At 73.6% G+C, this 13,273-nt stretch carries 2 protein-coding genes; both read left to right on the top strand.

What is annotated here, in order from left to right; translation table 11 throughout:
• The first annotated feature begins 18 nt into the window (after nucleotides 1-18).
• On the top strand, nucleotides 19-10,617 hold the full coding sequence (locus C1701_RS26100; protein ID WP_103056843.1) for a type I polyketide synthase: 10,599 nt from the start codon (nucleotides 19-21) through the stop codon (nucleotides 10,615-10,617).
• On the top strand, nucleotides 10,580-13,261 hold the full coding sequence (locus C1701_RS26095; RefSeq protein WP_337661994.1) for an SDR family NAD(P)-dependent oxidoreductase: 2,682 nt from the start codon (nucleotides 10,580-10,582) through the stop codon (nucleotides 13,259-13,261). The genes C1701_RS26100 and C1701_RS26095 overlap by 38 nt, the downstream gene beginning before the upstream one ends.
• Nucleotides 13,262-13,273: the final 12 nt, after the last annotated feature.

The following is a 13,273-nucleotide window of genomic DNA, read 5'->3' as shown; positions in this document are numbered from 1 at the left end:
CAAGGCATGGGGGAAGTGATGGCGGGCTCTGCGGACAGGACGCTGGAAGCGCTGCGGGCGTCGCTGAAGGAGGTCGACCGGCTGCGGCGGGAGAACACCAAGCTCGCCTCAGCCGCCAGGGAGCCCATCGCGATCATCGGCATGGGCTGCCGCTACCCGGGCGGCGTCACCGACCCCGACTCGCTGTGGGAACTCGTGGCCTCCGGGCGGGACGCCGTCGGTGGCTTCCCCACCGACCGGGGCTGGGACGTCGACGCGCTCTACCAGGCCGGCGGATCCCGCACCTACGAGGGCGGGTTCATCCAGGACGCGCCGTGCTTCGACGCCGGGTTCTTCGGCATCTCCCCGCGCGAGGCGATGTCCATGGACCCGCAGCAGCGACTGTTGCTGGAAGTCGCGTGGCAGGCGGTGGAGCACGCGGGCATCGACCCGGTGTCGTTGCGCGGAACCCCGACCGGGATGTTCGCCGGTGTCTCCCCTTCCGGCTACGAGGCCGCGCTGCGCGCCGCCACCGACGAGTTGGCCGGCTACTACCTGACCGGTACCGCGAACAGCGTCGTCTCCGGACGCGTCGCCTACACCCTGGGCCTTCAGGGTCCCGCCGTCACCGTGGACACCGCGTGCTCCTCGTCCCTGGTCTCCCTGCACCTGGCGGCGCAGGCCCTGCGCAACGGCGAGTGCTCCCTCGCGTTGGCCGGTGGCGTCGCCGTGTTGACGGATCCGACCGCGTTCGCCGAGTTCAGCCGCCAGGGCGGGCTCGCCGAGGACGGTCGATGCCGGTCCTTCGCCGCCTCGGCGAACGGAACCGGATGGGCTGAGGGCGTCGGCGTGCTCGTACTGGCACGGCTGTCCGACGCCGTGCGGGACGGGCACACCGTGCTCGCCGTCCTCCGAGGATCAGCGGTCAACCAGGACGGCGCGTCGAACGGGCTCACCGCGCCCAACGGCCCGGCCCAGCAACGCGTGATCGCCCAGGCGCTGGCGAACGCGGGCCTGACAGCGGACCAGGTGGACGCGGTCGAGGGCCACGGCACCGGAACCGTGCTCGGCGACCCCGTCGAGGCGCAGGCGCTGCTCGACACCTACGGCGCGGCCAGGCGGGACGGGCGTCCGCTCCTGCTCGGATCCATGAAGTCCAACATCGGCCACGCGCAGGCCGCCGCCGGCGTCGCCGGGGTGATCAAGGTGGTGCAGGCCATCCGCCACGGTGTCCTGCCGGCGACCCTGCACGTCGACGAGCCCACCCCGCACGTCGACTGGTCCGGCGGCGTCACGCTCGTGACCGAGGCGACGCCGTGGCCCTCCGGGGACGATCCACGTCGGGCAGGTGTCTCCGCGTTCGGGCTCAGCGGCACCAACGCGCACGTGATCGTCGAGCAGGCACCCGCCGCAACCCGACCGGAGCGGCGACGCGACACCGTCCCCCCGGTCCTGCCGTGGCTGGTGTCCGCCGCCTCGGACAGCGCCCTGGGCACCCAGGCCCGGCGGCTGCGAGCACACGTCGACCAGGCCGACCCCGTCGACGTCGCCTTCTCCCTCGCCACGGGACGAGCCGCGCTCGAACACCGGGCCGTCGTGCTCGGCCGGGACCACGCGGAGTTGCTGCGCGGACTCGAGGACCTCGCCACCGGCACGGCGTCGCCGAACGTGGTGCGGGCGACAGCCTCCTCCGGCCTGCTCGCGGTGTTGTTCTCCGGGCAGGGCTCCCAACGCGTCGGGATGGGGCGTGGCCTGTACGAGGCGTTCCCGAGCTACGCGTCCGCCTTCGACGCCGCGTGCGCGGAACTGGACCAGCACCTCGACCGGCCGCTCCGCGACGTCGTGTTCGGTGATCCCGCCGCGCTCGACCGGACCGGGTTCACCCAGCCCGGCCTCTTCGCCGTCGAGGTGGCGTTGTTCCGGCTGTTCCAGTCCTGGGGGGTGCGGCCCGACTTCCTGCTCGGCCACTCCGCGGGCGAGCTGACCGCCGCCCACGCGGCCGGGGTGCTGTCCCTCGCCGACGCCGCCACGCTCGTCGCCGCGCGCGCCAACCTGATGGCGGCGCTGCCCGGCGGTGGAGCGATGATCGCCGTGGAGGCCACCGAGGCCGAGGTGCTGCCCCTGATCGGCGAACGGATCGGTCTGGCCGCGGTCAACGGACCCACGTCGGTGGTCGTCTCCGGTGACGAGGACGAGGCCGAGGCGTTGGCCGAGGAGTTCCGGTCGCGCGGCCGCAGGGTGCGCAGGCTCGCCGTGAGCCACGCCTTCCACTCGCCCCGCATGGAACCGATGTTGGCCGAGTTCCGGCGCGTCGCGGAGGGACTGGCCTTCGCCGCACCGGAGATCCCGATCGTCTCCAACGTGACCGGCACCGTCCTGTCCGCCAGGGAGATCCGCGACCCCGACTACTGGGTCCGCCACGTCCGTTCGGCGGTGCGCTTCACCGACGGCATCCGGGTGCTGCGCGAGCGCGGTGCGGGAGTGTTCCTGGAACTGGGCCCCGGCGGTGCCCTGTGCGCGATGGCCCGCGAGTGCCTGCCCGGCACCGAGAACACGGTCGTGCCGGCGCTGCGGGATGACCGCGACGAGGTCGGCACCGCCGTGGAGGCGGTCGCCCGCGTCCACGCGAACGGTCCCAGACCGGACTGGTCCCTCTTCTTCACCGGGACCGGTGCCTCGCGCACCCCGCTGCCGGCCTACGAGTTCCAACGCGACCGCTACTGGCCCACGCCACGCGGCGGAGGTGAACCCTCCGCCGAGGACAGCCGGTTCTGGGACGCCGTCGAACGCCAGGACCCGGCCGCCCTGGCTGGTGGGGACGAGGACGTCGCCCCCCTCGCGGCTGCCCTGCCCGCACTGGCCGCGTGGCGCAAGCGGCATCGGGACACCGCCGCCGCCGACTCCTGGCGTTACCGGGTCACCTGGCGGCGCGGCGACGACCCGCGACGCCCCGAGCTCACTGGTACGTGGCTCGTCGCCCTCCCCGAAGGCGCGACCGACGACGAGCAGGCCACCCGCCTGGTCGCGGCCCTGCGCGAGCGCGGAGCCGAGGTCGTCACGGTCCACGCCATCCCGGACCGGGGCCAGTTCGCGGCACGACTGGCCGAGGTGTGCCCGGAGCCGGGCACCGTCACGACCGTGCTCTCCCTGCTCCCGCTCGACGAGCGCGAGCACCACGCCCACCCGGTCCTCACCTCGGGAATGGCGGACACCCCTGTCCTGATCCAGGCACTGGACGCCGCCGGCATCGCCGCCCCCGTGTGGACCGCCACGCGCGGCGCGGTGTCCGTGGGCCGTTCGGACCCGCTCACCAGCACCTCCCAGGCCGCCATCTGGGGCTTGGGCCGTGTCATGGGGCTCGAACAGCCCCGCCGCTGGGGTGGCCTGCTCGACCTCCCCTCGGACCTCGACGACCGCGCCGTCGACCGGCTCACCGCCCTGGTGACCGACGGAACGGAGGACCAGGTCGCCATCCGGTCGTCCGGCTGGTTCGCCCGGCGCCTCGTGCGGGACGTGCGCGGCCTGGCGTCGAACACCTGGCGCGCCGGGGGCACCGCGCTGATCACCGGTGGCACCGGCGCGCTCGGCGCGCACGTGGCCCGGTGGCTGGCCGGGGGAGGGGTGTCGCGGCTGGTGCTGACCAGCAGGCGAGGCCCGGCTGCTCCCGGCGTGGCGGAGCTCGTCGCCGAGCTGGAGGCCCTCGGAGCACGGGTGCGGGTCGTCGCCTGCGACGTCGCGGACCGGGCCGCGCTCGCCGAGGTCATCGAGGACATCGACGGGGACGGGCCGCCGCTGCGGACCGTCGTGCACGCCGCCGGTGTCGGTTCCGCCGCCGCCCTCACCGAGCTCAGCGGCGCGGAGTTCGCCGCGGAGATGTCCGCGAAGGCCGGCGGCGCCGCCCACCTCGACGACCTGCTCGGCGACCGGGAACTCGACGCGTTCGTGGTGTTCTCGTCCATCTCGGCCACCTGGGGCAGCGGCGGGCTCGGCGCCTACGCCGCGGCCAACGCCTACCTCGACGCCCTGGTGGAACAGCGGAGAGCACGGGGACGGGTCGGGACCTCCCTCGCCTGGGGCGCGTGGGCGGACGGCGGCATGGTCGACGAGGACGAGCGTGAGCACCTGAGGCTGCGCGGCATCCGAACCCTCGCACCGGAGCAGGCGATCACCGCCCTCCAGCGCGCGCTCGACCACGACGACACGACGGTCACCGTCGCCGACGTGGACTGGGAACGCTTCGTGCCCGTGTTCACCGCCGCGCGGCCGAGACCGCTGCTCACCGCGCTGCCCGAGGTCACGCGGATCCTCGAGTCCACCGGCCCCGGCACCCAACCCGGCCCCGGCCACGACGGCTCGGAGGCGGCGGCCGCTCTCCGCGCCGCCCTCGGCGGGCTTCCCGGCACCGAGCGCGTCGAACGGCTCACGACCGTGGTGCGCGCGGAGGCCGCGCTCGTCCTGGGACACGGGTCCCCTGACGCGGTACGCCCCGACCGGGCGTTCCGCGATCTCGGGTTCGACTCCCTGACGGCGGTGGAACTGCGCGACCGGTTGACAGCCGAGACGGGCGTGCGGCTCCAGGCGACCGTGGTGTTCGACCACCCGACGCCGACCGCCCTCGCCACCCTGGTCGACCAGAGGCTGTTCGGCACCGTCACCGCCTCACCGACGGTGGCGGACCCCGTCGCGGCGGACGAACCGATCGCGATCGTCGGAATGGCCTGCCGGTTCCCTGGCGGCGTCGCGAACCCGGACGACCTGTGGCAGCTGGTCTCCGAGGGCGGCGACGGCATCACCGAGTTCCCGGCTGACCGGGGTTGGGACATCTCCGCCCTCTACGACGCGGACCCCGAACGAACCGGAACCTCCTACGTCACCCGAGGTGGCTTCCTGCACCAGGCGGGCGACTTCGACCCCGAGTTCTTCGGCGTCAGCCCCCGGGAAGCCCTCGCCATGGATCCCCAGCAGCGGTTGCTGCTGGAAGTCTCCTGGGAAACCCTCGAACGCGCGGGGATCGAACCAGGGCGGCTGCGGGGCGACCAGGTCGGCGTCTTCGTCGGCGCCTCCCCGTCCGGGTACGGCGCCGGCGGGCAACCCGAGGACGGCACCGAGGGCCACCTGATGACCGGCACCGCCACGAGCGTGGTCTCGGGTCGCGTCGCCTACGCACTCGGGCTCGAGGGCCCCGCGGTCACCATCGACACCGCCTGCTCGTCGTCCCTGGTGGCCCTGCACCTCGCGGTGCGGGCGCTGCGCGCCGGCGAATGCACGATGGCGCTCGCCGGTGGCGTCGCCGTGATGGTCACCCCTGCCGCGTTCGTGGAGTTCAGCCGCCAGCGGGGACTCGCCGCCGACGGTCGCTGCAAGTCCTTCGCCGCGTCCGCCGACGGCACCGGGTGGTCCGAGGGCGTCGGCATGCTGCTCGTGCAGCGGCTGTCCGACGCGATCCGCGACGGGCACGAGGTGCTCGCCGTGGTGCGGGGTTCCGCGGTGAACTCCGACGGGGCGTCCAACGGGTTGACCGCGCCGAACGGCCCCTCTCAGCAGCGGGTGATCCGACAGGCCCTGGCCAGCGCCGGCCTGTCGGCCTCGGACGTCGACATGGTCGAGGCACATGGCACCGGGACCACCCTCGGCGACCCGATCGAGGCGCACGCCCTGCTGGCGACCTACGGGCAGCAGCGGCCCCCGGGCCGGCCGCTCTGGCTCGGTTCGCTGAAGTCCAACATCGGCCACACCGCGGCCTCCGCCGGCGTCGCCGGCGTCATCAAGACGGTCATGGCGATGCGGCACGGAGTGCTGCCCAGGACCCTGCACGTCGACGAGCCCACCCCGCACGTGGACTGGGAATCCGGCGCGGTCTCGCTGCTCACCGAGGCACGCCCCTGGACCACCGACGGAGCCCCGCGCCGTGCCGGGATCTCCGCTTTCGGCATCAGCGGCACCAACGCGCACACCATCCTCGAACAGGCGCCGGACACCGAGGTACCGGCGCCGCTGCCGAGGACCAGGCGCCTACCAGCGGACGCCGTGCCGTGGCTGCTCTCCGCCCACTCCGAGCGGGCGCTCGCCGCACAGGCACACCGCCTGCTCGACCACCTGACCGAGGACCCCGACCCCCTGAACCTGGCCTTCTCCCTCGCGACGACCCGCAGCGCCCTGGAGTTCCGCGCCGTCCTGTTCGGCCCGGACCCCCGGGAGGGACTGGCCGCTCTGGCCGAGGGGACCAGCGACGGCCTCACCGGTTCCCCCACGACCGGGAGGACCGCGTTCCTGCTGTCCGGGCAGGGCTCACAACGGCCCGGCATGGGCCGTGACCTGTACACGGCGTTCCCCGCGTACGCCGACGCCTTCGACGCGGTCTGCGCCGCGTTCGACCAGCGACTGGACCGGCCCCTCCGGGACGTGGTGTTCGACGGCGGCGACCTCCTCGACCAGACCGAGTACACCCAGGCCGGCCTGTTCGCCCTGGAGGTCGCCCTCCACCGGCTCGTCGAGTCCTGGGGAGCGGCACCCGACTACCTGCTCGGCCACTCGATCGGCGAGCTCGCTGCCGCCCACCTGGCCGGGGTGCTGTCCCTCGACGACGCGGTCACCCTCGTCGCCGCCCGCGGTCGCCTCATGGGCGCACTCCCACCCGGTGGAGCGATGGTCTCCCTCCGGGTACCCGAGGCCGAGGTGGCACCGCTGCTCGACGACCGGGTGTCGGTGGCCGCCGTGAACGGGCCCGACACGGTGGTCATCTCCGGCGACGAGGACGCGGTCCTCGCCGTCGCCCGCCGCTTCGAGGAGGCCGGCCGTGACGTGCGGCGCCTCCGCGTGAGCCACGCGTTCCACTCACCGCGCATGGACGACATGCTCGACGAGTTCCGTGCCGTCGCGGACACCCTGACCTACCACAGCCCCCGGATCCCCCTCGTCTCCAACCTGACCGGACGTCCGGTCACCGACGAGGTGCGGACCGCCGAGTACTGGGTCCGCCACGTCCGCGAGGCGGTGCGGTTCTCCGACGGGGTGTCCCACCTCGCCGAGCAGGGCGTCACCACCTTCCTGGAGCTGGGGCCGGACGGGGTGCTCTGCGCGCTCGGCGCCGGCAGCCTCCCCGGCGCCGACCTGGCGTTCGTGCCCGCGCTGCGCCGGGACCGCGACGAGACGCGCACCGCCGTGACGGCCCTGGCGCACCTGCACGTGCGGGGAGCCACCGTCGACTGGTCCGCGTTCTTCGACGGGACCGGGGCCCACTCCGTCAGCCTGCCCACCTACGCCTTCCAGCACCGCCGGTTCTGGCTCTCCGGCAGCCCCGCCCGGGACCTCGCCGGCGTGGGCATCCAGGACGGCGGCCACCCGCTGCTCGGCGCCGCCGTCACCCTGGCCGAGAGGGACGGCCTGGTCATGACGAGCAGCCTGTCCCTCGGTACGCACCCCTGGCTGGCCGACCACACCGTCCTCGGCTCCGTGCTGTTGCCGGGGACCGCGTTCGTCGACCTGGCGCTGCACGCCGGGGAACGGGCGGGCTGCGGGCTCGTGGAGGAACTGACCCTCGAGGCACCGCTCGTCCTGGAGGCCCAGGACGTCCTCCAACTCCAGGTCACCGTCGGTGTTCCCGCCACGGACGGCCGCCGTCAGGTCAGCGTCCACTCGCGACTCGACGAGGACAGCGACTGGACCCGGCACGCCAGCGGTTTCCTCACCAGCGACACCGTCACGGCCCGGGACACCCTGGAGACCTGGCCGCCCGAGGGCGCCGAGCCCGTCGACCTCGACGGCTTCTACCCGGGGCTCGCCGACATCGGCTACGACTACGGCCCGGCGTTCCAGGGCCTGCGCTCGATCTGGCGCCGGACCGACGGCGACGACGTCACCGTCTTCGCCGAGGTCCGGTTGCCCGACGAGATCGACGTCACCGGGTTCGGACTGCACCCGGCCCTGCTCGACGCGGCCCTGCACGGGATCGGGCTGTCCCACGGCACCGGCGAGGGCGCGGCCGGAATCCCCTTCTCCTGGTCCGACGTCGCGGTGTTCGCGGTGGGCGCCACCACGGCCCGGGTGCGGATCACCCGCACCGGAACGGCTTTCTCGCTGCTCCTCGCCGACGGGACCGGTCTGCCGGTCGCGTCCGTCGGATCGCTGGTGCTGCGCTCGGCGTCCGGACCGCGACCCACTCACCCCCGGGACGCGCTGCACACCACCGGCTGGGTACCCGTGACCCGTGTCGCCGACGATCCCGACCATGACGTGACGGTGCTGGAGCTCGACTCCCGCACGACCGACGTCGTCGCCGGCACCCACGACCAGGCCCGCGCCGCACTGGACCTGGTCCAGCGATGGGTGGCCGAGGAGACGGGCACCGCGCTGGTCGTCACCCGGGGAGCGACGGAGGGCCGCGACCTCGCCCAGGCCGCCGTGTGGGGACTGCTGCGCACGGTCCAGTCCGAACACCCCGGTCGCTTCGTGCTGGTGGACCTGGACGAGCACACCGAACTCGCCGAGGTCCAGGACACCGTCCTGGCCTCGGGCGAGCCGCAGGTGGCGGTCCGCGACGGCGCCGTCGCGGCACCCCGGCTCATCAGGACGTCCCCGTCAGAGGAGTCCGTCCCCACCCTCGACGGCACCGTGCTCGTCACCGGTGCCCGTGGCGCGCTCGGCACGCGAGTGGCCCGGCACCTCGTGGAGGAGCACGGCGTCCGACACCTGGTTCTGGTGAGCCGCCGAGGAGGCGAGACCACCGAGTTCGATGACCTCGACGCCCACATCCGGTCCGTCGCCTGCGACGTCACAGACCGCGACGCGCTCGCCCAGGTCCTGGCCGACATCCCGGCCGAACACCCGCTGGTGGGTGTCGTGCACGCGGCCGGTGTCCTCGACGACGGCGTCGCCGTGTCCCTGACCCCGGAGCGGCTGGCGGCCGTGCTGCGGCCGAAGGTGGACGGCGCGTGGCACCTGCACGAGCTGACCCGGGATCTGGACCTCTCGCTGTTCGCCCTGTTCTCCTCGGTCGCCGGCGTGCTCGGATCACCCGGTCAGGGGAGCTATGCGGCCGCGAACGCGTTCCTCGACGCGCTCGCCCAGCACCGCCGGGACCTCGGCCTGCCCGGCCGGTCGTTGGCATGGGGCCCGTGGGCGGAAGGCGGCATGACCGGTCGGCTGACCGAGACCGACCGGAGGCGGATGGAGCGGGCCGGGTTCCCACCGCTGCCCGCGGCCGACGGCCTGGCACTGTTCGACGCGGCCCTCCGGGTCGACTCCGCCGTCGTCGCACCCGTCCGGCTCGACCTGGCAGCGCTGCGGGTGCGTGCCGGCGCCGAGGACCTCCCCCCGGTGCTGCGCGGACTCGTGCGCGTCTCCCACCGTCGGACCGCCAGGTCCACGGCCGGTGACCAGGGACTGGTAGCCGAGCTCGCCAACCGCACCTACGACGACCAGCTGACCAGGGTCGTGGAACTCGTGCGCTCCCGGGTCGCCGTCGTACTGGGCCACGGCTCCGCCGCGGACGTGCGGGTCGACCAGGCCTTCACCGAGCTCGGATTCGACTCCCTGACCGCCGTGGAACTGCGGAACCGGCTGAACGGGGACGTCGGTCTCCGGCTGCCCGCGACCTTGGTCTTCGACTACCCGACACCGTTGTCCCTGGCGGAGCACGTGCTGGCCGAGGTGCTGGACCTCCGCCCGACGGAGGCGGAGGTCGCGCCCGCGCTGTCCGGGGTGGACGAGCCGATCGCGATCGTGGGCATGGCCTGCCGCTACCCGGGGGGCGTGTCGAACCCGGACGAGCTGTGGGACTTCGTGCGGAACGGCGGCGACGGGATCGCCGGTTTCCCGACGGACCGGGGCTGGGACATCGAGCGGCTGCTCGATGTCGCCCCACCCGACGCGGACTACGAGTTCAGCCTCGAGGGCGGGTTCCTCTACGAGGCGGGCGACTTCGATCCCGGGTTCTTCGGGATCTCGCCGCGTGAGGCCCTGGCGATGGACCCGCAGCAGCGGCTGCTGCTGGAGGCCTCGTGGGAGGCATTCGAGAACGCGGGTGTCGATCCGGGGTCGCTGCGGGGCAGCAGGACCGGTGTGTTCGCCGGCGTCATGTACCACGACTACGGCGCGGGCGTCGAGGGCGTGCCTGACGGTGTCGAGGCCTTCATGGGACTCGGTAACACCGGCAGCGTGCTGTCCGGACGGGTGGCTTACACCTTCGGTCTCGAGGGGCCGGCCGTGACGGTGGACACGGCGTGTTCCTCGTCGTTGGTGGCCCTGCACCTGGCTGCCCAGGCGTTGCGGTCGGGCGAGTGCTCGATGGCGCTGGCCGGCGGTGTGACCGTGATGGCCAGCCCGGTGACCTTCGCGGAGTTCATCCGCCAACAGGGGCTGTCGGCGAACGGTCGGTGCAAGTCCTTCGCGCAGGCCGCGGATGGGACCGGGTGGTCCGAGGGTGTCGGTGTCCTGCTGGTGGAGAAGCTCTCGGATGCCCGCAGGTTGGGGCATCCGGTGTTGGCGGTGGTGCGGGGTACGGCGGTCAACCAGGACGGGGCGTCCAACGGGTTGACCGCGCCGAACGGTCCCTCGCAGCAGCGGGTGATCCGGCACCGGGACCGCTGTGGTGGAGATGGTCGTGCGCGCGGGCGACGAGGTCGGCTGTTCCACGGTTGAGGACCTGACCCTGTACGCGCCGTTGGTGCTGCCGGAGACCGAGGATGGTCTCACCGTGCAGGTCGTCATCGACGAGGGCGTGGATGGGACGTCGGTCGCGGTGTACTCGCGGGTCGGTGACGCGGAGTCCTGGACTCGGCATGCCACGGGGACGGTGTCCCCGGTGCGCGGTGTGGTGCCCGAGGACGTGGCGGGTGGTGGATGGCCCCCGGCGGGTGCCCGGGAGGTCGACACGGCGGGGTTGTACCCAGAACTGGCTGCGGCGGGGTTGGACTACGGTCCGCTGTTCCAGGGTGTGTCCGCTGCCTGGCGGCATGGCGAGGACGTGCTGGCCGAGGTCGTCCTGCCCGAGGGCACGAACACCGGTGGTTTCGGGGGGTTGCCGGTGGAGTGGGTGCCGGTGGGGGCGGGTCCGGCCGCGTTCGTGGACCTGCCGACCTATGCGTTCCAACGCAAGCGGTACTGGCCCGAACCCGCGGCGCCGGCAGCCGCCGGCCAGAACGCGGTCGACAGCGCCTTCTGGGACGCGGTCGAACGAGAGGATCTCGAGGCACTCACCAGGGAACTCGACCTCGACGACCCCGGCGAGCAGCGACCCCTGTGGGAGGCCGTGCTACCAACCATCTCGTCCTGGCGCAGGCGCAACCAGGAGCAGTCCACCCTGGACTCCTGGCGCTACCGGATCGCCTGGCGACCCCTGAACGCCACGGTCCGAACCGACCTCTCCGGCACCTGGCTACTCGTCACCCCGGACGATGCGGCCGCGCGCGCCGCGGCGACCGAACTGGCCGAGGCACTGGCCGCCCACGGCGCCGACGTCGTGCCGGTCCAACCCGCGACACCGGACCGCGAGACGCTGGTCGCCCTCCTCGACGAACGGCTCGCCGCCGCGACCCCGCGTGGCGTGCTCTCCCTGCTCGCACTGGACGAGCGGCCGCACCCGGAGCATCCGGTGCTCCCGAGAGGCGCGGCGGCCACCCTGGCCCTGGCGCAGGCCCTGTCGGACCTCGACCTCGACGCCCCCCTGTGGATGCTCACCCGCGACGGCGTCCCAGTCGACACCGACGACATCGTCAGCGCCGCCCAGACCCTCGTGTGGGGCCTGGGTCGGGTCGTGGCACTGGAGACCCCGCGACGCTGGGGTGGCCTGGTGGACCTGCCCGCGAGGCTCGACGAGCGGACCGCGCCGCTGCTGTGCGCCGCGCTCGCCGGCATCGGGGACGAGGACCAGCTGGCGATCCGCCCGACCGGCGTGCTCGGCCGGCGTCTCGTGCGCGCCCGCCCACCGGCCACCCCGGCGGACAAGCCGTGGACGCCGAGCGGAACCGTGCTGGTGACCGGCGGCACCGGCGGGGTCGGGGCGCACCTCGCCCGCTGGCTGGCCGGCTCCGGTGCCGAGCACCTGGTGCTGACCAGCCGACGCGGCTGGGACGCCCCAGGCGCGGCGGACCTCGCCGCCGAGCTGACCGAACTCGGAACCGAGGTGACGATCGCCGCCTGCGACGTCACCGACCGCCAGGGGCTGGCCGACCTGTTGGCCGGACTCCCGGAACGGACTCCGCTGACCGCCGTCGTGCACGCGGCCGGCGCCGGACAGTTCGACCTGTCGATCGACGACACCAGCCTGGGCGACTTCGCCGCGGTGGCCGAGGCCAAGGTCGCCGGCGCCGTCCACCTCGACGAACTGCTGGGCGATCACCCGCTGGACGCCTTCGTGCTCATCGCCTCCGCCGCCGGCGTCTGGGGCAGTGGAGGGCAGGGAGCCTACGCGGCGGCCAACGCGTTCCTCGACGGCCTGGCCGAACGCCGCCGCGCGGCGGGCCGGGTGGCGACCTCGATCTCCTGGGGTGCCTGGAGCGAGGGCGGCATGGTGCGGGACGCCGCCGAGGAACACATGCGCCGCAGGGGCGTCCCGCCGATGCGACCCGGGCTGGCGACCCAGGCGTTACGACAGGCGCTGGAGGCCGACGAGACGTGCCTGGTCGTCGCGGACGTCGACTGGGCCCGGTTCGCCGTCGCGTTCGCCTCGGCCCGCCCGAGGCCGTTGATCGGCGAGCTGCCGGAGGCACAACGGGCACTCGAGGGCACCGGAGCCGGTGACGACGAGGCCGTCGAGGACCTCGCCACGTTCCGCCACCGGCTCGCCGAACTCCCCGAGTCCGAACGGGACAAGGCGGTGCTGGCCCTGGTGAGCACCAACACCGCCGCCGTCCTCGGCCACTCCTCACCAGATGCCGTCGAGGTCGACAGGGCCTTCCGCGAGGTCGGCTTCGACTCGGTCACCGCCGTGGAGCTGCGCAACCGGCTGGCCACCGCCACCGGCCTCCGCCTGCCCCCCACGCTGGTCTTCGACCACCCCACGCCGGCGGCGCTCGCCCGGCACCTCAGGGCGGAGGTGCTCGAGGACGTCCAGGACACCGGCCTTCCGGTGCTGGCCGAGATCGACAGGCTGGCGTTCGTGCTGTCCACGGCCGCCACCGACAGCGCCGGCCACGACGCCGTCACCGCCCGGCTCCGGGCGCTGCTGTCGGAGTGGACCGGCGGGCAGCACGACGCGGATGTCGGTGCTGAGCACGACGAGCTCTCGTCGGCGAGCGCGGACGAGATCTTCGACATCATCAACAAAGAGTTCGGCAAGTCCTGACGGCGTGAGGCG

Source organism: Actinoalloteichus sp. AHMU CJ021 (genome assembly GCF_002895405.1).
Lineage (GTDB): Bacteria > Actinomycetota > Actinomycetes > Mycobacteriales > Pseudonocardiaceae > Actinoalloteichus_B > Actinoalloteichus_B caeruleus.
The sequence above is the reverse complement of the archived record's forward strand: the minus strand, read 5'-3'. Positions and strand labels throughout refer to the sequence as shown.